General features: G+C 57.9%; 18 protein-coding genes and 3 pseudogenes. 11 read left to right on the plus strand and 10 right to left on the minus strand.

Going from position 1 to position 25843, the window contains the following annotated elements; all coding sequences use genetic code 11:
• Window positions 1-560 precede the first annotated feature (560 nt).
• The 9 genes and pseudogenes from BJ6T_RS37605 to BJ6T_RS37650 form a co-directional block, all read right to left on the minus strand.
• Entirely contained in the window at window positions 561-1673 is a 1113-nt protein-coding gene (locus tag BJ6T_RS37605; RefSeq protein WP_011084832.1) for a nodulation protein NodZ, read from the minus strand.
• A gap of 165 nt (window positions 1674-1838) precedes the next feature.
• Window positions 1839-3865 (minus strand): annotated as a pseudogene (locus BJ6T_RS49310) (carbamoyltransferase family protein).
• A 255-nt stretch (window positions 3866-4120) separates the two neighbouring features.
• Entirely contained in the window at window positions 4121-4909 is a 789-nt protein-coding gene (locus BJ6T_RS37620) for an ABC transporter permease (protein WP_011084828.1), read from the minus strand.
• Window positions 4910-4912: 3 nt separating this feature from the next.
• A complete protein-coding gene (gene nodI, locus BJ6T_RS37625; protein WP_011084827.1) occupies window positions 4913-5833 on the minus strand; it encodes a nodulation factor ABC transporter ATP-binding protein NodI in 921 nt (306 codons plus the stop codon).
• A 1-nt stretch (window position 5834) separates the two neighbouring features.
• Entirely contained in the window at window positions 5835-7544 is a 1710-nt protein-coding gene (gene nodU / locus BJ6T_RS37630; RefSeq protein ID WP_014497812.1) for a nodulation protein NodU, read from the minus strand.
• A 13-nt stretch (window positions 7545-7557) separates the two neighbouring features.
• Window positions 7558-8187 carry a nodulation methyltransferase NodS gene (nodS, locus tag BJ6T_RS37635; RefSeq protein WP_014497813.1) on the minus strand — a complete coding sequence of 210 codons (630 nt, stop codon included), beginning with the start codon at window positions 8185-8187 and terminating at the stop codon, window positions 7558-7560.
• A complete protein-coding gene (gene nodC, locus BJ6T_RS44350; RefSeq protein ID WP_011084824.1) occupies window positions 8114-9571 on the minus strand; it encodes a chitooligosaccharide synthase NodC in 1458 nt (485 codons plus the stop codon). The genes nodS and nodC overlap by 74 nt, the downstream gene beginning before the upstream one ends.
• A 14-nt stretch (window positions 9572-9585) precedes the next feature.
• Window positions 9586-10245, minus strand: a complete 660-nt coding sequence (nodB, locus tag BJ6T_RS44355) for a chitooligosaccharide deacetylase NodB (RefSeq protein ID WP_011084823.1) — start codon at window positions 10243-10245, stop codon at window positions 9586-9588.
• Window positions 10242-10874 carry a NodA family N-acyltransferase gene (locus tag BJ6T_RS37650; RefSeq protein ID WP_011084822.1) on the minus strand — a complete coding sequence of 211 codons (633 nt, stop codon included), beginning with the start codon at window positions 10872-10874 and terminating at the stop codon, window positions 10242-10244. The genes nodB and BJ6T_RS37650 overlap by 4 nt, the downstream gene beginning before the upstream one ends.
• Before the next feature lie 880 nt (window positions 10875-11754).
• On the opposite strand from BJ6T_RS37650, the gene BJ6T_RS44365 reads away from it, so the two are divergent.
• The 10 genes and pseudogenes from BJ6T_RS44365 (at window position 11755) to BJ6T_RS37690 (ending at window position 22718) form a co-directional block, all read left to right on the plus strand.
• A protein-coding gene (locus BJ6T_RS44365) for an IS5 family transposase (RefSeq protein WP_110115808.1) occupies window positions 11755-12514 on the plus strand; the annotation gives its coding sequence in 2 pieces (ribosomal slippage) (window positions 11755-12095 and window positions 12094-12514; 762 coding nt in all).
• Window positions 12515-12523: 9 nt separating this feature from the next.
• A pseudogene (gene nodD1 / locus BJ6T_RS37660) lies at window positions 12524-13447 on the plus strand (transcriptional regulator NodD1); the annotation flags it as partial.
• A 633-nt stretch (window positions 13448-14080) separates the two neighbouring features.
• Window positions 14081-15073 (plus strand): transcriptional regulator NodD2, encoded by a 993-nt coding sequence (gene nodD2 / locus BJ6T_RS37665; protein ID WP_011084818.1) that lies wholly within the window; start codon window positions 14081-14083, stop codon window positions 15071-15073.
• A 586-nt stretch (window positions 15074-15659) separates the two neighbouring features.
• Entirely contained in the window at window positions 15660-15869 is a 210-nt protein-coding gene (locus BJ6T_RS44375; protein WP_014497819.1) for a hypothetical protein, read from the plus strand.
• A gap of 122 nt (window positions 15870-15991) precedes the next feature.
• Complete coding sequence (locus BJ6T_RS37670; protein WP_026312621.1) at window positions 15992-16705, plus strand: MerR family transcriptional regulator; 714 nt, start codon at window positions 15992-15994, stop codon at window positions 16703-16705.
• A 424-nt stretch (window positions 16706-17129) separates the two neighbouring features.
• On the plus strand, window positions 17130-17420 hold the full coding sequence (locus BJ6T_RS49315) for an ABC transporter substrate-binding protein (RefSeq protein WP_028154217.1): 291 nt from the start codon (window positions 17130-17132) through the stop codon (window positions 17418-17420).
• Between the two features lie 100 nt (window positions 17421-17520).
• Window positions 17521-18120 carry an ABC transporter substrate-binding protein gene (locus tag BJ6T_RS49320; protein ID WP_245283467.1) on the plus strand — a complete coding sequence of 200 codons (600 nt, stop codon included), beginning with the start codon at window positions 17521-17523 and terminating at the stop codon, window positions 18118-18120.
• A gap of 1478 nt (window positions 18121-19598) precedes the next feature.
• Entirely contained in the window at window positions 19599-19961 is a 363-nt protein-coding gene (locus tag BJ6T_RS37685; RefSeq protein WP_014497821.1) for a hypothetical protein, read from the plus strand.
• Between the two features lie 963 nt (window positions 19962-20924).
• Window positions 20925-21170 (plus strand): hypothetical protein, encoded by a 246-nt coding sequence (locus tag BJ6T_RS44385; RefSeq protein ID WP_011084811.1) that lies wholly within the window; start codon window positions 20925-20927, stop codon window positions 21168-21170.
• 822 nt (window positions 21171-21992) lie between these two features.
• Window positions 21993-22718: an outer membrane protein gene (locus BJ6T_RS37690; RefSeq protein WP_014497822.1), complete on the plus strand. Its 726-nt coding sequence runs from the start codon at window positions 21993-21995 to the stop codon at window positions 22716-22718.
• A 347-nt stretch (window positions 22719-23065) separates the two neighbouring features.
• Here the strand turns inward: BJ6T_RS37690 and BJ6T_RS44390 are convergent.
• A pseudogene (locus BJ6T_RS44390) lies at window positions 23066-23203 on the minus strand (LuxR C-terminal-related transcriptional regulator); the annotation flags it as partial.
• 1246 nt (window positions 23204-24449) lie between these two features.
• On the opposite strand from BJ6T_RS44390, the gene BJ6T_RS37700 reads away from it, so the two are divergent.
• Window positions 24450-25166: a sulfite exporter TauE/SafE family protein gene (locus BJ6T_RS37700; RefSeq protein ID WP_014497825.1), complete on the plus strand. Its 717-nt coding sequence runs from the start codon at window positions 24450-24452 to the stop codon at window positions 25164-25166.
• The last annotated feature ends 677 nt before the right edge of the window (window positions 25167-25843 follow it).

Below are 25843 nucleotides of genomic sequence, written 5' to 3' on the forward strand. Positions count from 1 at the left end.
AAGTTCGCGAGCACTCGCCCGCTTCATGAAAGGGCTACCCAGCCCGCGTTCGCTTTCAGGATCGCACAACCGTACGAGCCTGCGGCTGGCCGGCGCCTCTCGTCGAAGTCGAAAAATGCCCGGGGATAACGGCCACGGCCATTAGCCGCCCCAACATAAAACTGATGTACCAAGCTTGCACGTTAGATTCGTCGGCGGCCACTTTTGATCTATCGCGCCATGCTCTGAGCGGCACTGGATTTCGCGGCGCTAGTTCCAAGCATGAGCTGGCGAGCTGAAATGTTCATCCGTGATTGAGCGTTGTTTAGCTTCCGTCTGCGGCCCGCCCGAAGCGAAGACGAAGGCGTGCTCCTTCTGTAAAACGCAGCGGCACTTTAGGGCCGTTGTTGTCGAAGCCGCGCCTTAGCCGAACGCATTCGGCCGCGGCTTCGTTCTCTTCGCCCCTGGAACATTGCGGCAATGACAGCCCGCGGGCCAGAAAATCGTCGCCCGGAGAAGAACTTCCACGGCTATCGGACGTAAAGAGCGGCGGTGAGATCGATCACGCGGGTTTGCGACTTTCACGAAGCCATAAGCGCTTGCGAGTTGTCTTCAATCAGGATCAACCGGCCCGGATCGTTCAAATCGAATTCTATAACGCGTGGGGCGAAAAGACGCGCATAGCGCGTAAAAGCGCTCGTTGGCGGAAAACGGATCACCGTGTCGCAGCGGGCAAGGAGATACATCTCGGTGAGGGCAGAAAAGCCGCCTTCAGCTCCGAGGGCGGGATGGTGCAATGGGCCCGCTTGAGGCGCCTGGAACTGCTTTGGAATCGCGAAGACATCGGGAAATTTAACCGAAACCTGCTCGAGGACGAGCGCACTGTCCGTGCACAGGAACGCCCTCACAGGTTTTGCGTGGGATAAACTCCTGGCCTCATCAATGGCATTGTAGATCTGCCGCAAGGCGCGCTCCGTGTCCGCCCAGTAAGGGGCATGCCCCATAATATCTTCGCCATTGCCATGCCGGACATGAATGCCGATTACGCTGTACGGCTCAAAGTGCTCGCGGTAGATAGCATCAATCCGGGCCTGAATTTCAGGCCGCGGCTTAATACTCCGGAAGATTTCGCGTTCCGCTTCCTGATCGCAGCGCCACATCAGGCAGGCATCACACACAACCGTGTTAGCGTCACTATCTCTCTGACTTTGGAACAGTTGATCGAGTTGATCGCGTTCCCTGAAAATCTGCTCGTCCGGTCGATAGATGCAATCGAAAGATGGCTTGTTCCACCATGTTGGAAAGAATGGTCCTGGAAACGAACGCGTATTGATGTCGTCATCGCAAATTACTCGCACTCCGCCAATGTCTTCAACCGGTTCGAAGAAGACTGGAAAGGCATTGGTGAATGGTTCATCAAGATAACAAGATCCCCGCCAATCAATGGCTAGCGTCCGTCCTGTCTGCTTTGCAAATCGCCAGGCTGCCGCGAGTGACCACAGACAGTCGCCAAACCCCGTACGTCGCCGGGACACTACGAACCGATCATTGCTCGAACCGCTAACCATCTGCCTTGCCTTTTCGCGCGCTCCTGGTTGGACAAGAGACGTCAGTACAGACGTCTCGCGTATCTTCTCGCCCGGCGTCACGGCCTGAAATCGCGGTGCCGGCGAGCTGCATCGGTAGAACTTCATAGCAGGGCTATCCGTGACGGGCCGCGTTCTCTCAATACGATCGTCCTTTCTTCAACGGTGTTGCATCGACCTGCCCGAAGCCCGATGCCCGATGCCCCGCTCTGCATCGGATGGCCTGGTCCCCTCACATGCACGCATGGGCGTGGCCATGCGCATGAGTCATGGCTATGTTCCGCTTTGTACATTATCGTGACGGCAAGCCGCGTGCAGCGGATGCAGGCGAACGCCCCGAAGCTCCCATACGAGCCGCAATTCCTTCACAAGATCTTCACGCTTGGCCTGGTCCAGCAGGGCTGTGTCGAAAAGCGACCCGAGCGACGCCTCGCCCTCGATTCGCATCAAGATCTCGAAAAGCTCAGGTGAGATACGCATACTAGAGTGGGCGGAATGTCCCATGCGGATCTCGCAGACCGTTTCCTGCCGATCTGGCGCTATGTGGGAGCGAACACGATGAAGGGATGCGTACGGCGGCAATGACGCAGCCAGCGCACTCCAATCCTGCAGTGATGCTGGCCGCTTCCTGACGAGGAACGGCCCAACAACAAGTCCGTCCAGATCAGTCGTCAAAAACGTGGTGATCGCATCTGACACGGACTGCACGATCGGCTCGGCATTGTTGTTAAATGAGGTATTTAGAAGAATCGGAAGGCTCGTTCGCTTCTTGAACGCATTAATGACGTCCCAGTAGGCGGGGTTTGTCTTGCGCGATACGGTCTGCAGCCGAGCCGTCCCATCAACGTGCGTGATCGCACCGAGCACGTTACCCTTGGCTTCACGCACGCGAACTACGAAGTTCATGAAGGGGAGCTGCCGCGTGCCGTCGGGGAGCTCAAAGAACTCGCTCGCATCCTCCTCTAATGCAGATGGCGCAAAGGGGCGATAGCTCTCGCGCTTCTTGACCACCGCGTTGATGCGATCCTTGTTTTCCGCAGGCCGCGGGTCCGCTAGAATGCTGCGGTTACCAAGCGCACGTGGGCCGAACTCAGAGCGCCCCTGAACCCAGCCGATTACAGCGCCATTTGCCATCCAGTCCGCCGCACTGGATGCTATGTCATCACTTCGTTGAATGTCGAGGTGGCCTGACCATGCGTTGAGCTCAAGCTCTGTGGCTTGCTCGTTCCCAAGATCGGGCCCCCAATAAACGTCCGGCAGTCGCTCGCGCGGCGCTGGCCTGCCTAGCTCGCTTGATACCATTAATGCAGCGCCGAGTGCGCAACCGGCGTCGTGCGCCGCGGGTTGAACAAAGATGTCGTCAAATAGCCCGGAATAAAGCAGCTTACCGTTCAGCGTGCAATTATGGGCCCCCCCGCCAGCTAGGCACAGGCGTGTCATGCCCGTCGCTTTACGATGGTGCCGCAGGGTGTGAAACACGATCCGCTCCAGCGCTTCCTGCAGCGACGCGCTGACATCTCGATGCTGTTGGGTGAATGGCATTCCCTTTCGCCGAACCTGGATGTTGCGCAAAAGGGCTGGTCCGATTCGATCCAGGTGAACGCGATAGCCACCGCTGTCCAACAACTCGTAGAACTGCGCGAAGAGCTCGCGATAGCGATCGGGATCACCATACGGTGCAAGCCCCATCACTTTGTATTCGTCGAACATCCCGCAGCCGAGATATCGGATCGTCTCGAGATAGAACAGCCCAAGAGAGTTGTGTTCCGGGAAACTTACAAGCTGCGCAATTACGGTCCCGGACCCTACCGCCATTAAGCCTGAGAGAAAATCGCCCCCGCCGTCGATCGCAAACACCAGACTTTGCTCGAACCCGGACATGGCAAACGCGCTCACGGCATGTACTTCGTGGTGATTCACGAAGGAAACCCGGACGGATCGATCTCGGCCCCGAATTCCCGTGCCAACAGCTGCCGCAGCAACAGTTTGGGGTCCAACGGAACGGGCTGAGAAACAGAAAGGCGCTCGAGCATGGCTTTGCAGTAAGCTTCAGTCGCGTAGAACGCGATACGGTCGATGTCGCCGAGCTCGACTCCTGCGGTAGAAAGGCAGTATCGGATCGAATTGCTGGGGAACTTGTTGGAGTGCTTGACGCGGTTGAGGCGCTCCTCTTCGACAGCAGCAATTACGCGGCCGTCCTGCACAAGTACCGCAGCGCCATCGTGAAGAAATGTATTCGGCAGCTCCGGAGAGCTTTCATAGATTCTGTCAAGGCCGCCACTCAGTCCTATGCTCAACATCCCGTTCTCCATGGAAGGCCATGCCGTCCCACCGATCTAATCTGTACAGTCACGCGCAGCCGGTGCGCGTGCCAGGCAGCACAACACGACTTTGCAAGGTCCGATCGGCCGAACAGGCGGCCGTAGAGCTGGCTCGATCGCGGCTTCTCAAGGCCGTTTCACAAGCTGCTCTGACAGACCAGGTCACTCGCGAGCTACCGCGGAACGCATCATGACACTGCATCGCTTTGACTTCTCCGTTTCGCTGAACTCACGTCAACGCAGCAGGCGGCGCCGAAATAACGCGATCGACGCGAAAAAGGGCAAGACCGCGTAAACGCAGAGCGCGCCTACGTGTAGGGCAGCATTGTCGGCGCCGCGCTCAAGCATCACTGGGCGAATAAGGTCGACCGAATGTGCCAGCGGCAACAAGCCGGCAAAGTGCTGAAATGAGTCGGGCATTTGGCTCGTCGGAAAGACCGCGCCACACAAGAACACCATGGGCGTAAGGACGAGCGACTGGTAAAACACGAAGTAATCGTAAGTTGGCGCAAGAGATATGACGACCATTGCCAGGCTGGCGAAGACAAGGCCCGTAAGGGCGATTGTCGGTATCGCACAAAGAACCGACGTCCAGGATGCATAACCCAGGGTGGCAGCGACAATCCCGATTGCTGTCCCGGCTAGAACGGACTTACTGGCCGCCCACACCAACTCACCTAGAACGATATCGCCAAGCGTGAGCTGTGTGAACAAAATTCCCTCCCAGGTGCGCTTGACATCCATCCGAGCAAAGGCTGCGTACAGAGTTTCAAAGGTCGCGGATGTCATAGCGCTAATCGCGACCATACCCGCCGCCAAAAACGCAATGTACGAAGTCCCCTCAACCCGTCCCACAATGAGTCCGAGCCCAAAGCCAAGGCCAAACAGATTGGTTATGGGATCTGCGAGGTTGCCGAGAAGCGATGCAAGCGCGACTTTCCTCCATGCCAAGTAATTTCGACGCCATACCGCGGTCCAATTGTACGCATTAGCCGGCATGACCGACGCATAACCATCATCCATCGCTCATTTCTCCATCTCGCGCCCGGTCAACCGCAAAAACACGTCTTCGAGATTCGGGGGGCGCTGCAGAACGCGAAGGTCCGTTCGCCCGCGCAGGTGCACGCTGATTTCGTCCGGACATCGCGCGTAACAAAAAAGCGTCTCTCCACTCACTTCGATATGCCGCGCATACGGCCTGATCAGCTCCCGGAGTTGATCTAGATCACCGCCATAGATCTCGATCACGTTGCAGCCGATATGCTCGTCGATCAAGGCGTCTGGCTTGCCTTCGGCGATTTTGCATCCACTCTCAAGCACGCATAGCCGATCGCAAAGGCGTTCGGCCTCTTCCATGAAGTGAGTGGTCAAGAGGATCGTCTTGCCGCGCGCAAGAAGAGCCCGCAGGCGTTCCCAGATCAGGTGGCGAGCATGCGGATCGAGCCCCGTCGTCGGCTCGTCCATCACGAGTAGATGTGGATCATTGATCAGAGCGCGCGCCAGCGTCAGCCGCCGCTTCATACCACCGGACAAAAGGGAGACGCGCACGTCCGCCTTGCTTTCAAGCCGCGCAAACTCAAGCAACGAGGGCACAACCGCTTCGATCGTGCGAGCGCTCATGCCGAAATAGCGGCCAAACACAAGCAGGTTCTCCCGCACGGTGAACTCGGGCTCAAGGTTATCGAACTGCGGCACCACGCCTACGCGCACGCGCGCCGCACGAGCGCGGGAAGGCACAGGCTCATCGAGGACCGTAATCTTGCCTCGATCGGGGGAAATCATGCCGAGGAGCATGCGTGCAATCGTACTTTTGCCAGCTCCATTTGGCCCAAGCAGCCCGAAGCACTCTCCGCGCGCAACCGAGAACGACAGGTCATTGACGATAACCTTGTCCCCGAATGACTTTCTCACGCCGACAAGGTCGATCGCCATATTGGACATGTTCATCTTAGGCTGACAGAAGTCGTTCCGTAGGCGATGACTTCTTGATGACCGTTTTGCTCCAGAGCATGCCCTCGCACCACACATGCTCGACGCGCCCCCATTGGCATGCCGCCGCAGCATCGGGAAAGAATCCCCGTCCATGGAGGTTGGCGCTCGTGGTGCAGAGCAGCGGAATGCCGGTGAGTTGCTCAAATTCGATGAGAAGCGCAGCAATTTTGTGAGGAGAGTTGCGGGAAATTGTCTGCAGCCGCGCCGAGCCGTCGAGATGTACCACTGCCGGGATCTTGTCGCGCCAATTCGCCCGGGTTTGGTGATCGAATAGCATGTAAGGATCTGGCGTACCCGGGCTGAAGATCTCCGGCGCACGATCTTCCAGACAGATCGGCACCACCGGCCGGAAGTGTTCGCGCCGTTTGATGTCGTTGAGATGATCCTTCATCTCCGGGGACGTTGGGGCCGCAAGAATGCTTCTACCGCCCAACGCCCGCGGCCCGAGCCCGGCACACCCGGAAAGAAAGATGACGGGCTTGTTGTCAGCAAGAATCGAGGCAAGTTCAGGCAGACTGCACGGCGCCGCCTCCCAGTCCGGCGGAACCTCGCTCTCCTGCAGGGCGGGGCCACTGTAAACTGACCATTCCAACGGCTCGAAGCCATCTTGCGCTGCCATAGCGCCGCACGCCGCGCCGATTGCCGAGCCACTGTCATTTGGAAACGGCGGCACCCAGACATCATCGAATAATCCGGTCGCGCGAAGCGCGCTGTTCCATTTGATGTTGAGACCGCAACCTCCGGCGATGCATAGATTTCGCGCTCCCGGAAGCGACGAGTGCCGTAGCAGAACCATCGCGATCTCCTTAACGAGAAGACGTTCCAGAAACACATGAAACGACGCGAGGACGTCCTCCGCGCGCTTGGCCTTCAGGCGCAATGCGCTTGACTCGAAGAAGTCGTGAATAACTGCGAGAGACGCTTCCGCATTGTTGATGTTTTCGCGGTAGCGACGAGCCTGCTCCGTGTCAGCCGCTGAGCGCGTTTCATAAAGCTCCTGGAACACTTCCACGATGCTTTCGTCCACGGAACCAAGCTCGATGTAGGCCATCAGCTTGCCAGCAATGCCCAAATCCCAACTGGAGCGGTTCGGCTGCCGGTATGGGCCGAAGTGAAGGCCCGCGGCGGCATAGGCATGGCCAATCATCGGAAACAGCGATCCGATGAGCCGCGCGCCCTGGGGCTCGACATAGTAAAGGCGTGGAAAGATACAGCCGTCCCATACCAGACACAACGCGGGTTTCCCCGCGCTGGCGAAAGGACTGGTGCTATATGCTGAGGCGACATGGCCCGTGACATGCGGGTAGCTCTTATATGGAAACTCCTCGCCTCCGAGGAGGAGGCCATAGCCGTCGACGGAATCAAGGAGGCCCTCAGCATGACGCTCGACATATGGCGCGCCTTTTAGCGCGACCGGCACCGCTCCGCTTAGGAGCTGGAACTGCGATTCATTCTCCCCGTCCCAGCCATCAATCACGAACTGATCGATGTCGCGCGGATTCAGGCCATGCTCCGCCAAGGCGAAGACGACTGCATCGAGATTGTCGACGGACTGATAGCGAGGACCATTGCCGCGCTTCTCTTGCTCGACGCAAAAAAGACGCCGACCGTCCTCGACGACAGCAATTGCTCCGTCATGTGTCAACTTTATTCCGCAGATGCGCATACGTCCTCCTGGCCTAATGACCGGCGTTTGATTGTGCCGACGCGCCGCCCGGCTTCAGAAACCGGACGATCAAGCAGTCTTCGCTCGCCGACCCGGTGCAGCAGTGCCGGCGCTCGATCTCTGATAGGCTCTCATTGAAGAGAGCGATCACCGTCTCAGCACCGGCAGCATGCCCCCAGCGTTGACATATTTCATCACGCGCAGACCCGAAAATGAGAGTCTCATCTGGCGCAAGCATACTCACCAGGTTGCGGATAGCCGCATGCATCTCGACGACGTCCCTGAGGTAGTAAAGAACCTCAGCCACGACAATCAAATCGAATTGCTCAGTGGTCGAGAACCGCTGAATGTCGCAGGTCACCCAACTAATATGTGACCATTTCCCGGTCCGCAGTCGCGTTCGCTCGATTGCCTGCGGCATGACATCCACGACCGTAAGTCGCTCGCATAGCGGCGCCAGCATCTCCGTGAATGCACCGGCTGCACATCCTACTTCGAGCGCAGACGCCGCATCTCCGTCGCGGCGCGACATCCGGAGCATTTGCGCGTATCGCTGCTGCTCGAACGCACTAGTGTCGAGGCGCCACGGGTCGTCGACAGCCAACTCTCGCTCTAATAACTGATGGTTTTCGTCCTGAGTCATCAGCCGACCACTTATTTGTAGACAGTCGAACGATCGCGACCGGAAACACTCTCCGTCGCCGCCAGGCTCGATGGAGGCTGCGATAACGCCGCCTTACGAATAGGAGCAGGCGCCCCCCTACACCAGCAGGACTTCGTCCGGCATTCGGGTGCAGGATGACAGGCTGTTTCCCCTCTTCCGTCGGCATATCGGTGACTTTCCGAGATAGCCAATCGCTATTGCTCAATGTACAAAGCGCATAGGCCTTCAAAGGCAGTAAGAGACAGATATTGATCGGCGTGTGGAGCGAGAAGCCGATAAACCGCAGCTCGCGGGCACGAAGCGCTGCCACACAGCACCGGACCGTAGTCATTGCAGCAATCGTCAATCCCGTCCACCAGGGTATAGAGCCATCGATCAGGAGCTGTGCGAGCGCAGCAAGTGATGAAATGGCGAGGAGCAATGGGCCGAGATTTTGCCCGATAACGTCTAGCGTCAAATAACCATCGAGCTCTGGCAGCAGGCGCCAAGCAAGAAACGTATCTCGAAAGGTACTTCGCGCCCAGCGGAGTTGCTGTCGTAGATATGGCCGAAGACTGTGCGGGACGACTGTGGCTGCTATGGCGTCCGGAACGTATTCGGTTCGAAACCCCGCCTTGAGCATGAGTATCGTTAGGTGGCGGTCCTCGCCGAAATCGCTCGGCTTCCCACGAAAGAATTGGGCTTCATATTGATCAAGAAGCAAGGCGAGCGCGGAACGCCGATACATGGCACATGGGCCGCAGCAACACATGACGGCACCGAAGCGCGCCTGTGCCGCGCGCTCTTCGTTGCACGCGAGCCAATATTCCATGTCGATCAGCCTGGTCAGCCAGGTCTGGTTGCGATTGCTCGCGATCAGCTGACCCATGGCCGCACCGATTCCCGGGTCATGCATCTTCAATACAAGCTTCGTGACGACGTCGGCAGCAAGTATCGTATCGGAATCGACGTTGAGAACCAGATCACCGGATGAGCTGCGTATCGCTGCGATCTGCGCCTTGCGCTTTCCCACATTGTTCGCCAACAAGATAAAACTGAATCTCGGATCGCTCGCATATATCCGGTGTACAGGCGCGACAACGTCGCGGTTTGCCGATCCGTCATCGACCACATATACCTGCATCTTTCCGGCGTAGTCTTGACTGGCAATCGACTCCAGACATTCGGCGAGTGTGTTCGGATTCTCGTTGAAGCACGGCACGATCACGTCCACAGCAGGAACGACCACCTCGGCTTGTCCAAGGTTGTCCAGCGATGAGTTGATCGCCGGCTGAGCATAAAGCGCTTGCACGCTCTTATAGATCGTCGATAGGAGCGCATAAGATGAAACGGCGGCAGCACTGGTCGTCGCGAGCAGGTCCATGGGGTGTCGTTTTTTCAGTGGAGTTGAGGGAGTGGACGGATTACAAACCCGCGCCGTTGTAGTGCTGGAATGAGATATGCCAGCGCCGTCCTGGTCTGATCGCGCAGCGTAGAGCCACTGGGCAATCCCTCCTCATCGGGAGGATATCCGTCGTGCAGGAGCACAATTGCACCCGGGCGTACGTTCGCCAGTACGGAATTCACAATTGCATCAACCCCGGGGCGGGACCAATCTCTAGGGTCGACCGACCAGTGCAGAGCCGTGAGACCAGCGCTCGCCGCCACTGCGAGCACATCTCGCGTCCATATGCCGTAAGGCGCTCGCATATGCCTGGGCGAGGCCAGCGGGCACGCCAGACGGATGGCTTCGCTCGCCGTCAGCACCTCGTCGTGTAGCTCCGTAGGTCCGCATCTGGATAGATCAGGATGGGTCATCGTATGGTTCGCAACCTCATGCCCTTCCGCAATCATTCGTCGGATGAGTTCAGGATGCTCCGTCGCGTACGTCCCGATGACGAAGAATGTCGCGGGGACCCGATGTTGCGCCAGGACATCGAGCACCTCTGGCGTACAAAATGGATTTGGCCCATCGTCAAAGGTCAAATGGACAGCTCGACTTCCGCCCGCGTCAGCGTAGTCGCAGCGGACAGTAGATAGGGTGGAACGCTCTGTCACAACTCAGGCCCGTTACGATCGATGACAGTCCCGGCCGGCCATTCGCTTATCGAGCGTCCGACCGGAAACACCACGACGATCACGTCTTCGATGCGCGTCGGCGATAAATTTGGATAGACATCCGGCAAGGTGGAGCGGACGCGAATGCCACGCATCAGGGTGGCGAGCCCCTGCCTTTCGACCAGTCGGGTCAAATGTTTTTCGAGGGCCGAGCGAACCGCGCCAAATCCGAATGGAACGCCGAGCTCCTGGAGTGCGGGATACATCACGCGCATTGCGTGGCCTATCCCGTGCCCCTCGAGATCGGGGCGCACCGCATACAACCCCAGTTCGGCCACAGGGAGATCGACTTCACCAACTTTGATGAAGCGGCGCAGTAGCCCGATGTGAGCCGCTACCCCGCGCGCGTCGTAACCAATTACGCGGAGCTCGGGTCTTGCTCCAGCCCAACTTCGGCTCCGCTCAAACGGCTGCGCATTGAACGCACCCGTCGGTCCGTAACTCTTGCGGAAGAACTCCGCGAGCTCGGCATGATCGGCGAGCTGCAGTTCACTTTCCCAACGAAGGCTCCACTGCACTTGAGCGCGCCCAGAAGATCCTTCCGCAGTCGGGGAGACGGCAATGTTCATGGCGAGCTTCCTTGCGCCGGTGGAATGAAGAGCGGGGATGGTCACGTCAATTCGCTATTCGCCGAACCGCCGATGAATGCTGAGATGCGCCGCCATGCTCTGTCGGAGCTCGGCACTGCTCGCCTACTCCGCGCCGCTGGCCTTTGCGCGACGGAGCGATCGCTTGATTGCACCCTCGTGCGGTTGATGCCGCGCTCACGATAACTCGGAAGCTGCCGACGAGGCGGTTGGGCTAGCCAGAACCTGTCTGCACCAGCGAGCTTTTGTGCCTGCAGTCGCATCGCCCTCCGGCGCTTTGACGTCTGAGGGCCGGCCATCGGCGCGCAAGCCTCATCGATGGCGCATCGGAGCGGCATCAGATCACACTGGCTTTTATACATCTTCGACACGCCCCACATGCACTGGACAGGCGAGCCATTTGGAACGGCGCCTGGAATTCTTGGCATCCGCAACCTGCGTCTGCCTCTATTCTTCGACACTAGAATGAGGCTGAACGCGCCCTCAATTGTACGCGGGTAAACCTGAAATATGGAAACGGATGATATCCGCATACCAACGTTTATCGGGACGCGCTTGGCGTTCGAACGGCCACGCTTAAGGAGAAACAACAACGCGCGCCCATGGTGCGCTCCCACGTCTGGGAGCTCTTCTCTTAGCTCACGTGAACGACCGGAAACCATCGTGGCGCGTCTAATTGCTTTTTCCAAACTTCAGTTTGCTATCCAACCTCCCCCAGTTTGGTAAAATCGATTGTTTCGATAGAACACATCCACACGATGGATAGACTCATCACATGCGGTTCAAGGGACTTGATCTAGGGTCTGTACCTAAATAGCGCCACGTGATTCTCTTGCCTACGTGTTGATTCGGGGGCGAGAGAATGCGCGCTGGTTTGTTTTGGCTGAACGACAGGCAATGGGCGCGTATCGAACCGCATCTGCCGAGGGGACTGACGGGGCCGGATCGGGACGACGACCGACGCATCGTCAGCGGCATCATTCACATGCTGCAATCGGGTGCACGATGGCGTGATTGTCCACGTGAATACGGCCCTTACACGACGATCTACAATCGCTTCAATCGCTGGGCCAAGCGAGGACGATGGTGCGCAATCTTCGAAGCGCTGGCCAAGCCTGGCGAAGACGGCGTCGTACTGTCGCTCGACTCGACCTCGATTAAAGCTCACCGGTGTGCCTCCGGCGGAAAAGGGGGAGCACAATCAAGCAATCGGCCGCTCGCGCGGAGGCCGCACGACAAAAATCCATGCGCTGAGCGATCCGCTCTGCCGGCCGGTCGTCCTGCATCTGACTCCAGGCCAAGATGCCGATATCGCTGCGGCTCCCGATGTCCTGGCGCTCGCGCCACCCATGAGCGTGCTCCTCGCCGACAAAGGGTATGATGGCGACAAGCTTCGCGGCGCAATCATTCGTCGTGGCGCCAAGCCCGTAATCCCCAATAAATCTAACCGTGTCGTCATCCATCGCTTCAACAAACGCGCCTACAAAGGACGAAATGTCATCGAACGCTGCTTTTGCAGGCTCAAGGACTTCCGGCGCATCGCCACGCGATATGACAAGCTCGCCCGTAATTTTTTGGCCGCTGTTCATCTCGCCGCTCTCGTCGCATATTGGCTCAATTGAGTCTGGACCCTAAATCTTCTCGTTGCGCTCGACGCCGTGATGACGGCGCGCAACCTCACAGCGGCGGCTCGCAAAATCAATCTGAGCCAGCCTGCTATGAGCGCTGCGATCGCACGGCTGCGCACCTATTTCCGCGATGAACTCTTTACTATGAGAGGTCGCGAACTCGTCCCGACACCTGGCGCGGAAGCGCTTGCAGGTCCGGTTCGCGAGGCCCTGCTGCACATCCAACTCTCAATCATATCGCGGGACGCGCTCGACCCTGCTCAATCGAGCCGACGCTTCAGGGTCATTCTCTCAGATTTCATGACGATCGTTTTTTTCCGCAGAATTGTGGACCGCATGGCGCAAGAAGCCCCCGCGGTGCGCTTCGAACTGCTGCCATTTTCTGATGAACCGGATGAGCTGCTGCGGCGGGGCGAGGTCGACTTTCTCATTCTGCCGGAACTTTTCATGTCGAGCGCGCACCCTAAGGCGACGCTGTTCGACGAGAGCCTCGTATGCGTCGGATGCCGCGCGAACAAGCAGCTATCCCGGCAGCTTACGTTCGAACAATACATCTCGATGGGGCACGTTACTGCCAAGTTCGGACGCGCACTGAGACCGAACCTCGAAGAATGGTTTTTGCTTGAGCACGGCCTGAGGAGACGAATTGAGGTCGTCGTGCAGGGCTTTAGCCTGATTCCGCCCCTGTTGCTAGACACGAGCCGTATCGGCACGATGCCCTTACGACTGGCCAGGCACTTCGAAAAGCGGATGCCGTTGCGGATCATCCAACCGCCCCTCCCCCTGCCCACATTCACAGAGGCCCTGCAGTGGCCCTCATTCCACAATACCGACCCCGCGAGCATCTGGATGCGTCGGATATTGCTCGAGGAAGCATCCAACATGGCATCTGGGGACCAGGAGCCTCCAACTCGCAGGCGCTGTTAGGCTTACCTTAAGCTGCGCTCTGAACATCCCCGGCACACTGTAGAACCTTCGACGTGCCCCGTTTTCTTTCGTCTCTCCAGGGTATGGAGGTGAGAAGGAGCCACAGACGCGCAATGCGACGATCGGTCGCGAAGCCTTTTCCAGTTGTGCGCGTGGTGACCTCGAAGGTGCGGTTTGATGCGCTCACGACGCATTCAGGCTACGTCCGGCAACCATCGCAGAAGAATATGCCTGCCGTGCAAATGTTTGGCTCTATCACTAAAATGTCTTGAACCGCACATTGCGTCAGGTTGTAGGTTGCTCTCGTGACAAGCGCTGCACGACCCAGCTGTCGACACCGCGCTTTGGCACGCTGACGAACACTGGGCTGATCTGCCATCAGCGGACTGAACGACCCTGCTGCGTGGCCGGCCGGAACCGGCAAGACCAATTAGCTTGGAGCTCCCGACGCTTTCCCGCCGCTGCCGATCGGCTTTCCGCCTGCTCTCCATTGTTGCGGTCATCTCGCAAGCTTCCTTTCCCGGGCGCAGGAATGAGCCGATGTCCATTGGGGCGGGCCAAGACGATTGCTCCAGGCGCTGGCGCCACCGCACGCTATTGCGCAGCAACGACGTTTGTGCCGGATAGGAAGAGATGCGTTTCAAAGGTCTGGATCTAAATCTTCTGGTCGCGCTGGATGCTCTAATAACTGAGCGCAACCTCTCGTCAGCCGCACGCAAGATCAATCTTAGTCAGCCGGCAATGAGCGCAGCCGTTGCCCGGCTGCGCAAGCATTTCCGTGATGAACTGTTTGGAATGAGGGGGCGCGAACTTGTCTTGAGCTCACGCGCGGAAGGGCTCGCGGCTCCTGTGCGCGAGGCTCTGATGCACATTGAACTCTCGATTATGGCCCGACATCCGTTCGACCCAGCTCGATTGAACCGCCGATTCAGGATCGTCCTTTCTGACTTCGTAACAGTTGTGCTCTTCCGAAATGTCGTAGCACGCGTCACGCGAGAAGCCCCCGCCGTCAGCTTCGAATTGGCTGCGCCGACCGATGAACACGAGCTGCTCCTCCGCCGCGGTGAAGTCGATTTTGTTATCCGGCCAGATTTTTTCATGTCCAGCACGCACCCCAGAGCGGCCCTATTCGAGGAGCGACTCGTCTGCGTAGGCTGCTGCACCAATAGGGAATTACAACCCCGGCTTACATTCGATCGATATATGTCGATGGGTCACGTTGCAGTTAAGCACGGAGGTGCGCCCCGGACGCCAGTTGAGCATTCCTTTTTGACTGATCTCGGACCCACGCGGCGCATCGACATCCTCGTGCAGAGCTTCAGCATGATCCCGCCTCTCATAGTTGGGACGAACCGCATAGGCACGATGCCATTAGGGCTCGTGAGGCATTTCCAAAGAACGATGCCCCTTCGGATCGTTGAGCTTCCGCATCCATTCCCCGCCTTCACCGAGGCGGTCCAATGGCCCTCACTTCACAACAGCGACCCGGGAAGTCTGTGGATGAGGGACATTTTGTTTCAGGAGGCCACCCGCATGGCAACTACACAAGAGCTCCGTGTGACCAGCAGCCCGGAAGACGCGGAGCCCCCGGGACATTTCGTGCGATCCGTCTCACCGTTGCCGTAAGCACATTCGCGAAGTCTACGAACCTCACATTCCAACACTTGTCTCAACACACAATTCCTGCTCGCCTGGCTTGCTCTTATTGCCGGGGGAAAGGATCCTTGCGGCAGGCAAGAGGCGCTTTCGCTCTTCGCACCTCCGCCTCGGGGGCGAGAAACGGCAGACTGCCGACTTGATGCTTTTAGGGACGGGAACGGAACGGGGCCGGCGAGCGACGGAGCAATGCCTTCGCACTGAAGCTAGGCGTTTACGTTGCAACGGCCGCGGCAGGGCGCAGCTCTCTCAAGAAGGTAGGCCAGGCACGGAGCTCTTGCCGTCAACTCCCTGGGTCGGTAGTTGCTCCCGATGAACGGAGATGATCAGCTTATTCGGATTCCTACCACCGTTCATTGTGAGCATAGAGATCGTCGGACTTGCCGTGCCGTCGAAGCTAGCATCGCGAACGCGTGTGGCCTGAACGCATCACACAGCAGCACATCACATCCTCATCGCTTTGCGCCGCAGGTATGACTTCTTTTGGCCCTACCGCAGCCAAACGTCTTGACGACGTGCGCTGCGCTTGACTCAATTTCAAACAAGGAGCTGAACGTTGAAGCTTTGCAGCGGGGTGTTCGATCCAGAAGAGCTATCTGCCCTCGGACGGCTTTATGACGGCGCCGTCGACGCGCTACCTCCGTCGATGCGGAGTCCAGAAAACTGCGCAGCAATCGCCAAACTTATCCTGGAGCGTACGGCGGCTGGCGAGGCTGAACTGGCACGCCTGGCGAACTTGTTGATCACCCTTTCTCCTGAGGGTTGATCAGCCGCCATTCTAAGGATAGTCACCACTCGCGCGCATGAATTAAAGGCGATTCAACTGGAGCTTAGAAATCCGCTTGAATCATACGTGACGTCAGGTTGTAGGCTTTGAAATTGAACAACATGAACAGAGCTACACCAAGACGGCGTCGATGGCGCATTGGCGAACTTGCAGAGGCGACCGGAGTAACGGTGCGCACGCTGCACCATTATGAGCACACTGGACTGCTAGCAGCGACAGAGCGCACTGAGGGCGGTCACCGGATGTATGACCGCGAAAGCGGGCAACGGGTTCATCAGATTCGCGCGCTGCGTGAGCTTGGCTTCTCGCTCGTGGAGATCCGTAAAGCTATGGAGGGGACGACCTCACTCACGGACTTGCTGCGCAAACATCTAGAGCGCATAGAAGTCCAAGTCGCGCGCACAACTCTGTTGCGCGACCGTTTGCGCAACATGACCATCGACAGCGAGGCGCAGGTAAGTGTGGATGAGCTGCCTGCCACCCTGAACGCCATGTCGCGCGCCGAGACGCGGAGTCAGACGTCCCGGTGCACCTGCAATTTAGCTGCGGAGCGAGAGGACCGCTGGCGGCGAATCCGTGATGATCTTCGCGACTGCATGGATGGGGGCGAGCACCCTTGCGGAGAGCGCGCAAAGGCTGTCGCGGTTGCAGCACGCTTGCTGATCAGCGAAATCGCCGGCGACGATTCACGTGTTTCGATGATCCTGAAGGTACTTGCACGATTAAGCGCGCCCCGCAGTCTGGCTGGTTGGGATCCCTGTCTAATGCAATATCTCGATCTTGCCCTTGGCGGATTGGAGGATCAGCCTTACTGACGCATTCATGGCGGGTTCCACACGCCGGTTAGGGCAAGCTAAGAAACGCTAGGTGAACCGGCCGCTCTCCGACGCGGCTTGGAGTTTTACGGAATCAAACGGAAGGATTGTCACCGCCGGTCGATCCGCGTCCCTGACGCCTCCATCGCTCTTCCCAAAAGGGCTTGATCCGCACGTAACGTCAAGTTGTAGATCTTACCGTAGTTGGCGGCTCGCCCGGCCAACGCAGGTTTGCCCAGCAAGCAACGCCTGTCTACAGGCGTGGTTGACTACAACCAGTTGCGGTTCACTTCAGGTGAGCATTGGAAGCTCTACAATGGTAAATAAGCGGCATGCCTCTCTTGCGCCTGCGGCGCTTCTCTTCTGCGCTCTCGTCGCTCCGTCTGCGCGCGGCTCTGAAATAAAGATCGCCGTGGCTGGCCCAATGACCGGAAGCAGCGCTGCATTCGGCGCGCAAATGCGCGATGGTGCGGCTGCGGCGGTCGAGGTCCTGAACGCCTCAGGCCAGCTTCCCGATAATGCCAAAACTATATTGAGCGTCGCTGACGACGCCTGCGACCCTAGGCAAGCTGTCGCAGTCGCGAATAAGCTCACGACAGAGCGGATCCTGTTGGTGGTTGGCCATTTTTGTTCCTCTTCGTCGATCCCGGCCTCCGACATCTACGCGAAGCTGGCATCGTCCAGGTGTTACCAGGCTCGTCAACTCCTCAACTAACAGAGCACGGCCTTGAGACTGTCTTTCGGATCTGCGGCCCGACGACCAACAGGGAGCCGTTGCCGCCGAGTACATTCACACGAATTATCGCCTCGAGAAAATCGCGGTGCTGGACGACAAGAGGACTGCTGGCAGGGGGATTGTCGACGTGGTTGAAGCCCGGCTTCATCGATTGGGACGGCAGGTGAGCCGGCAAAGCTATGTTGCCGGTGAAAGGGGCTTCAGAGCCTTGCTCTCAAGAATGGAGAAGGACCGGCTGCGCGTCGCCTATATCGGCGGCTACCACACCGAAGTCGGATTGTTGGTACGCCAGGCAGCAGAAGCAAAAGCAGACCTCACGGTCATGGCGAACGATCCGCTGATGACCTCCGAATTCTGGGCCATTACCGGCAGCGCTGGGAATGGCACATTGTTTACCTTCATGCCCAACCCCGCTGGGAACGCCAATGCTGCCAGTGCGGTCGCCGGACTCAAAGCTTCCGGGCTGCCCGGTGAAGGCTACACACTATACGCTTGTGCCGCTGTGCAAGCCTGGGCAGAGGCGGTGAACCGGAGCGGCTCCTTCAATGCTGACCGGGTCGCCAGCGCGCTTCGTTCCCGACCGATCGACCGGTTCGACAAAAGGAGGGACAACTCGGCTTCTGGATTTTTGGTTTATCGCTGGCGCGACGGTCATGTCGAGCGTGTCAAGAAGTACTGATTTTCATGCAACGCAGCATTCCCCACGCGAAGTATCTCGAATGATGAGACGCCCTCAGAACGTTGTCGCAGCAATGCTCGCTAGCGCTTTTATATTCGCTGCTTTTGCAGCGTTTTTCGCGCTCGCTGCGGCGCTCGCAGAGCTACCGAGCGCCGCCCTGCCGAAGGTGCTACGCCCGATGATAGACAAATAGCAGCCCCCTTGTCTGATCCCGTCTGCAGCACCGGCCTCGGAGGCGGCCATTTACCGTTCTGCTAGGTTTGAAGGCATGCCCCTTATGCAGCCAGTGATCGAAGGTTGAGGACTAGGAAAGCGAAGCTAACGATTCTTTATGGACAAGCACGGATTTTGTTGGAGGCGTTCGCCTTCTGTCAGATTCGTGCCCGACCAGCATCTACGCATTCTCTAGCCTGGATTATATCGCGCAATCTCAGATCCACGAATGGAAGAGACAGCGGGACGGCACGAAGCAATCAGGCCCACTACCTAGACTATAGCCGAGTATACGGGTAGCGAGAGCTGGTGGATAGCCGGCGCCGGGATGCATGTCTCTCTTGGCCGCGGGGGCACCAAGGTTTTGGCGTCCAAGTCAACGCTACTCGTTCCGCTACTTCGTGCGCTCTCAAGCATGGCGGGTCATCAGCGGCTCAGCCGCCTGCCCGGGCATTCCCTATGCTTCCTAGCCCGGATAGCAGGAGAACCAATCAACCGGCTCCGATGAAGGCGGTGAGATTGCTCGCCTGCGCTATCAACGAACTGGATGCATCCCATCAACACTTTCTATTTTACTAATTGAAGCCAAACACCGCATAAGTCGATCGCCGGCTTACGGAAGGCAGTGTTCACGAATGTCGCGTGATAATGGATCACTTGGTCGCAGAGCAAATCACGTGCTTCTTGGCTGCTTCGAGCAATGTTTGACGGCAAGACACGTGGGGGCACGAATGCAGTGCGGTGACCAGTCGCAGTTGGCGCGCAATCTACACGACGTTGCCTGCCCCTTTGGGCATGATACTTGATTGCTCTAAGAAGACAGCTATCACGCACACTCGGCGATGGTAAATGCCTCCGCAGCGTAGAACTCGGGCAGGTGAGTTGGCCTTCGCAGGGGTGCGGGCTGGACCTTTCGCTCTGACCAGGCGGGTCGCCTCAACAGTCCGGCGCTGTTGCCGCGGCTCCAAGCAGAGCAGTACAATCAGCTGTGTGGCCCCGAACAGAGTCACCGCTGTTGCCGAACGCACTGGGCGGCTCGAGAATCCATTCAAATCCCGCGCCATCGGCAACGCTTTTCGTTTTTCCCTAGACGCTCATTGCACTTTTGCAATCCTTTCGCGGCACATATGTGCCCCCTCTTCCAGGGGACCGGAAGCGCCTCCTGTGCAGCAGTCATTTGTCCAGCGAAGCGTCCGCCGTTTGGCGAACGGGAAACGATACCTCTACTCCGCCTGTCTTGCATTTCACCACTTTGGAGAAATACCGTGGAACTTGACCCTTCCAATTCACGCATACAAAACCTCGAGGATCGCGTCGACCTGCAACTCGACATCGTGGCTGGGCTCATGCGCGAAGAAGGCAACGAGCTGGAAGCGATCCGATTACTTAATGCCCTCATAGGCCAAATGATCACCGCGGAACTGGAGCTCGGCCAGCTTGGCGATACAAGAACCGGCCACGGACGAATGCGATTGTCGCAAGACCGTGGCGTTTACCACCCCGAGGACCTTCAGATTCTGGGACGCCTTTTTGATCAGACTGTGGCGGCATTACCGGCCGCGCTGCGGACTTCCGCCAATCGATTGACGATCGCCAAGCTCATTCTTTCACGTGCGGCAGCGGACTGAGATTTCATTTGCGCTTTTTGGAGATTGATGGCGTTGAGCGGACGTTTATGGCTGGGCTGACAGTTACACTTAGGCCGCACACACCAGGGATCGACATTTGCTGTTTATGGGCTCACCGTCCGTAAGCGCGCCGCTTCCGCTGGCCTTTCATATGGCAACAGTTCGCCACCACTTTCGAAATCAGGCTTGCTCTATCTCACGCCGCCGGCGACGCATTCGATCTAGCTGGGCCTTGCTGTCCCTCGACGCCTTTCACGAGCTGCAAGTATCCAAAGCTCGGAAGCGCGCCGCCGATCCCACGCTGCGCCGGCTTTCCTACGCAACTCCGTATTGAACCCACACCGACGGCGCCCGGCCCTTCTTTGCCAAACGACTAAGAATCCGCCGTGGGGAAAGTGCAATTGCCCTTGCATCTCGTTCCCTCTCTTAGGCGCCTGACCGGTAACAAACACCACGGCCGGAGCAGAAAGCCACGCGCAGGTGAATATCACACGGCAATAGGCGTCGAGACTTGTCGCAAAGCAGACAAGTCTCATCCGGAACAGGCTACATCACCCCAAATCCGACGTCACAAGCGCCATTGCGGTTTGAACGCTTCTTGAGAGTGGGAAAAGAGTAGGCGGCCTTTTTCATCATGCTGGGCTTTAACCGCAACCCGTGGGGGCCGATCTTCCGAATGAAGGAAAAGCCACAATTTGGTGACCGACCAAGAGGCCCACGACGGCAATGAAGGGCACGACAACTCGTACTCGCTTCACTCTTTTCAGAATTTCTTCGAATTGCGCGGGCATTACGGCGTTCGGTCATCGCAACTTCAACAAGCATCTATATCCTCTCCTGAAGTCCCGGGAGTAGCGTGGAAGAGGTTGAAGAGCAGATGTCTTTCGTGCTGAGACACGCAACACAATCCGGTTGCTTTTGAGAAGGTACTTCCTTGTATCAGGATGTCGAGGAGCGTTAGAGATGGATCAGATCTTTTCCGAGCAGGTGCAGGTGCCAGATGCCGTTGTGAGCGTCGCATTTGACAAGGCTTGGAGCTTTGTCGAGAAGGATCCGCTGCTGGCACATAATCTGAAGGCCGTCCTTCATAGCCGATTGCGCACTTACCTCGAGTGCTCGATAAGAAACGGCGAACGGAATGCTTTGAATCTGGCCAACGAGGCGATACGCAACTTGCGGGCTGAACTGGCACCGTCGACCGGGCAATGACTCGCTTGTGCCTATTGCGGCGAGAGCATCCGGCGCCGTTAAGGCATTTAGGGCGCCTCATACGGTGGAAAATTCGGGCCAGTGCGTGGTCGAGCAGACTTTTCTCTAATCATGTGCGGCCCCGCTGAAACGAGAGCGCTCGAGAAAGCTGTTGCCTCTGCAGCTCCTCTGGCGGCCGAGACCAGGAAGCTGAACACCAGGCCCAGACGGCGGCGAGACGGGGCGGCCGCGCTGGTATTCGCTCGCGCCAGGAAACCGACCACGGTGACCTTGAGCTCGGCACGATCTTGCGCAACTTCAAGCAAGAGCACTGTCTAGCACGCAGTGGGCTTCCCGACCCATCAATCAAGGTCGAAGTTGACGGACCATCGAGCTAGACTTGTGGTCGTTCCAGAGCCAAAGCGATCGAGCCTGCAATCGATCGGCATCGCGTTGCTCGCGATTGCAAGCGATAGCACGTCCGTGTTGCCGGAAGAATGACCTTAAGCGCCTGAGGCGTGCCATCGATCCAGTACTGTAAGTGCGGCTGGGCGTTGCCGCAGCTTAGCGACGGAAGGAGCCGAACACCTTTTGGCTTTGCTCCGCGTCGCAGGTGATCATGAACGATCATTTTCAAAGAGGATGATCCGCGCGAGGCGACCACTGCCGAGCCACAGCGTCTCGGTAGAAGCAAAGCAGCGGAAACCGCGAGCTCCGCAATCTGACGCCGCGGGCGATTGGGCACGTTTCTTTCCAAGACATGTTGTGCGCCAGTTACAGCAATTCGCGTTCATGTTGTTAAACGGCACGGTGCCTGGGGCACCTAAAGGAAACAACACGCGAATGAAAAAGATTCTTATTCTGACTGCATGCATCGGCGCACTCTGTGCGGCCGCCCCCTCATTCGGCACGGATCTGGCCGGGCAGCCCGTCAAGGTCAAGGCGGCACCGCTGCCAGTCGCGGCCCCGATTATCGATTGGTCCGGCTACTATATGGGCGCAAACGGTGGCTGGGGAACGAGCCACAATTGCTGGGATTTCAATGGCATCACTTCCGAGGGCTGCCATAATTCGACTGGCGGTACCGTTGGCGGCCAGATCGGCTATCGTTGGCAAATCTTCAACATGGTGTACGGCCTCGAAGGCCAGGGCAACTGGGCCGACTTCCGCGGCTCCAATGTCAGCACCGCCTTCCCGACAGACACCGTTGGCACCACGACAGATGCATTCGGCCTACTCACGGGCCATATCGGATACGCGTTCAATGCTGTGCTCCTTTATGGCAAGGGCGGTGCTGCGGTGACCAGCAACACCTATTACGTCAACTCGGTGGCAACCGGCACCGAGCTTGGCAAAAACAATGATGTGCGTTGGGGTGGCGTGCTGGGCGCCGGTGCCGAAGTCAGCCTCACGCCGAACTGGTCAGCGGGCGTCGAGTATAACCACTTGTTCATGCAGCGCAGCAACATAAGCTTCCCAGCGGCCCTTGGCGCGGATCGCGCGCACCAGGACGTCGATCTCATCACGGCACGGCTCAACTACAAGTTTGGCTGGCCGTTCGCCAGATAAAGATCTCCACGCGTTTGGATGAATCGGGACCCCGGCCCGCGGTCGGGGTTCTTTCCTCAGCTGTTCCTCTCCCTAGACCCCTGTCCGACGTCCCGAGCAAGCGGTGCGGGCTCATCTGAGCAAAGAATCACCCGCTGGTGGAGAGAGCCATGCTCCGACCAGTGAGCATTAGATCGGCCGATTCCACATCTTACCGACCTTACGAAGCCCCAGAACCTCACCCAGCGCGAGATGCAGACTTGCCCAAAGGAGGGTTATATCTGCGAGTTCACCGAAAGCACCGTGCTCAACTTGCCAGAAGCTGGAAGCCAAAGATGTGACAGTTGGCGGTCGTTCCTCAATTGAATTCAAAGAACATCGAGGCGAATAGCTATCGCGACTGCTTGAATCCGGCTGGTCGCACCCAGCTTTCCCATCGTATTCTTGACATGAAAATTGACTGCATTCTCGCTGATTTCCAGGATCATCCCAATTTCCCATAACGATTTTCCTTCTCTGACGCCATTGGCCGCATTCGTTGCTCTGCCGGCGACTGCGCCAGGATGATCGCATCGTCAAACAACCGAATAGCGTCATCATCCTTGCTCCGAGGCGATCGACAAAGTGCTCGCTGATGGCGAGCTGGCGAACTCGGAGATCATCGCCTGTCGTCCGTGCGGATCGACTCCATGCGAACACAAGGATGCTCCATCTTACTCATGCCGGCAGTGATAGAAGGGCCGAGGGCCCCGGGACTGTGCTGGCGACAAGAACCGAGCGCACGCACGGCTGGATGCTTGGGTCGGTTTAGCTTGCATGGCGAGAAAACGCAGTCGCGTCCGAACGGTGCTTCGCTTTGTCTCTCGGGCGAGCACGAGGAGATCTTGGGCTCTGAACTACACGTAAGGTAGAGCACGCACCTTTCAGTGCGAGACTCGATCTGCGTCTTGTCAGTACCAATTCCCTGCTTTGAGATGAAGACAACAGAAGTGTCATCTTTTTTCCCAATCTTGCGAATCATCCATCGCTAACCTGTCGCTGATTCTCGGCGTGTGACAGCGTCGGTGACGCGATCGATGAGCTGAACGGAAGATCCGATGCAGACGCCATACTCCCCGCATCGTTGTCCGGCATTTCATCGGGCCCGTCCGGCAGGCCCGGTACAAACGAACCGAACGGACAGAAATGGGCCACGTCAAAAACGCAACAAGCGATAGGCGCAGTCGCGAAACCTGTTTGATGCGGAAGACACTTTGCATGCGCATTCCAGAAGGAGAGGCCCCCGGGATCGGACTAGCAAGTGCCATACCAACTGTTGATTTCGCCAAAATCAATCGTCGCAAAAGGACTTCGAATGCGGACGGTTGGTTGCGAGGTAGGTGCCTCGAAGCATTCATGACATGGGGAGGGAAGGCGACAGTACCATTGCGAGCTGCGGCACGGGGTAAGCTACAGCAACAAATGCAGCTCACCTCGGCAGCTCACCTCGGCCGCCCCCTCGAGTGCCGTCCTCTCAGGGCCTCAAACGCCCCCTATTGGGGCCCAGTCAACTACCAACCTCGGCAATTGATGGGAGGGTCCACACATGGCACTCGCTAAGGAACTTGAACTGACTACACCTCCGGCCGCACGATTCCGGCGAACCGCTTAGATCCGCCCCGAGCGGAAATACAATTAGGCCGCACCAGATGCACGAATCATGATGGGCTTGCTAATAAAACGGGCGAAGATCGTCGCCAAGATATGTGAAGCATGACTTCCCTGCTCTTCGCGATCATCTCCCTGCTATATGCGAGCGTTGGCCAGGCTGGCGGGACTGCATTCCTCTCGCTAATGGCTTTTTTTGGTATGTCATCGACAGAGACGCGCCCCACGGCGCTTGGTCTCAACATTGTCGTCGCGGCTTATTCTACTTGGCTGTTCAACCGCAACAAGGTCGTTGACTGGACAATCCTGCGCCCTCTTCTCTTTTCGTCAATGCCAGCGTCGCTTGCCGGTGGCTTGATTGTGCTCGAGGAGCACATGTACAAAACACTAACCGCACTCGTTCTTCTTCTGGCGAGCGCAGTGATGATCATGCAGCGGGGACGAGCTGTCGATCGCGTCGGCGAAATTCCGCTCCGGGAAAGCGTGAGCATTGGCGCGGTCCTTGGCCTCGTTTCTGGCCTGACTGGGGTGGGCGGCGGTGTGTTCCTCGCCCCGACGCTCATCGCACTGAATTGGGCATCACCGAGGCAGACCGTCGCGCTATCACCCCCTTTTATCCTGGCCAATTCCACAGTCGGCTTCGTCGGAGCTCTTTTCACCGGGCAATTTCCCTCTCCGGATTTGGCTCTATACGCTATCTTCACGCTGGCGGGGGCGGTCGCTGGAGCAGTAATCGGCCTGAAATGGTTGAGCCAGACAGCCATCAGATTCATACTGGCGGCCGTTCTGCTCGTTGCCGGCATTCAATTGGTTCGCGCTTAAAGTGGAAACGCGCATCTTTCATGCGGGCGATCCCAGCGCGGTCAGATCGAAGTACAAGGTTTCTGCGAGCCGCGGCTCAAGCCTGGTCCGAGCGCCTTGCCCAACACTGAAAGCCGCCAACACGATCGCGAAAAGCCGTAGGGTCGAGCGAGGGTGAGGCGGATCCGAGCGCGCTCCGCATCGTCCTGAGGCGGACGGTCAGTACTAGATCGCATCCGATTCGCGCTTCCAATCGACCTGCAGGATCAACGTCGGGCAGGCCGGGCGAGCAAACGAGGCGTACGCCGATCTCGGCTATGGCCTGGCGCGACGCTTCAATCAAGCGTGCCGGACGAAGAGCACCTGATCGATGGCGATCCGGCAAGCTCTCACTACCCTGAGGACCGCGCCAGGGTGCGCATTCGACTTGGTTAGGAGCGATAGGGCGATGAACTCTCAATATAGTATTTCTGCAAGGCCGCGCAATCTCCTTTCTCGCGCGCGTGTGGGCTGCGTCCTCATGGAGAATATTACGAAGATGATGTCCACGCTCGATTGGTTTTCGAAACAGACACTTTATCGATCCAGTGTGAATGGACTGGAACGCCAGGATGCGAATCCCATTTTCTGTAATCATGAGGCACAACCTTACACCCCGGCTCCTGCATACATGGCCTCCAGCTCGCAGCGTAGGAATG

It is taken from the genome of Bradyrhizobium japonicum USDA 6 (genome assembly GCF_000284375.1).
In the GTDB taxonomy this organism is placed as follows: Bacteria; Pseudomonadota; Alphaproteobacteria; order Rhizobiales; family Xanthobacteraceae; genus Bradyrhizobium; species Bradyrhizobium japonicum.

Coding starts and splice junctions, on each gene's coding strand:
- BJ6T_RS37605 (WP_011084832.1), bottom strand. CDS start 1,673: ATGAAGTTCTACCGATGCAGCTCGCCGGCACCGCGATTTCAGGCCGTG.
- BJ6T_RS37620 (WP_011084828.1), bottom strand. CDS start 4,909: ATGGATGATGGTTATGCGTCGGTCATGCCGGCTAATGCGTACAATTGG.
- nodI (WP_011084827.1), bottom strand. CDS start 5,833: ATGAACATGTCCAATATGGCGATCGACCTTGTCGGCGTGAGAAAGTCA.
- nodU (WP_014497812.1), bottom strand. CDS start 7,544: ATGCGCATCTGCGGAATAAAGTTGACACATGACGGAGCAATTGCTGTC.
- nodS (WP_014497813.1), bottom strand. CDS start 8,187: ATGACTCAGGACGAAAACCATCAGTTATTAGAGCGAGAGTTGGCTGTC.
- nodC (WP_011084824.1), bottom strand. CDS start 9,571: ATGGACCTGCTCGCGACGACCAGTGCTGCCGCCGTTTCATCTTATGCG.
- BJ6T_RS37650 (WP_011084822.1), bottom strand. CDS start 10,874: ATGAACATTGCCGTCTCCCCGACTGCGGAAGGATCTTCTGGGCGCGCT.
- nodD2 (WP_011084818.1), top strand. CDS start 14,081: ATGCGTTTCAAAGGTCTGGATCTAAATCTTCTGGTCGCGCTGGATGCT.
- BJ6T_RS37670 (WP_026312621.1), top strand. CDS start 15,992: ATGAACAGAGCTACACCAAGACGGCGTCGATGGCGCATTGGCGAACTT.
- BJ6T_RS49315 (WP_028154217.1), top strand. CDS start 17,130: ATGACCGGAAGCAGCGCTGCATTCGGCGCGCAAATGCGCGATGGTGCG.
- BJ6T_RS44385 (WP_011084811.1), top strand. CDS start 20,925: ATGGATCAGATCTTTTCCGAGCAGGTGCAGGTGCCAGATGCCGTTGTG.
- BJ6T_RS37690 (WP_014497822.1), top strand. CDS start 21,993: ATGAAAAAGATTCTTATTCTGACTGCATGCATCGGCGCACTCTGTGCG.
- BJ6T_RS37700 (WP_014497825.1), top strand. CDS start 24,450: ATGACTTCCCTGCTCTTCGCGATCATCTCCCTGCTATATGCGAGCGTT.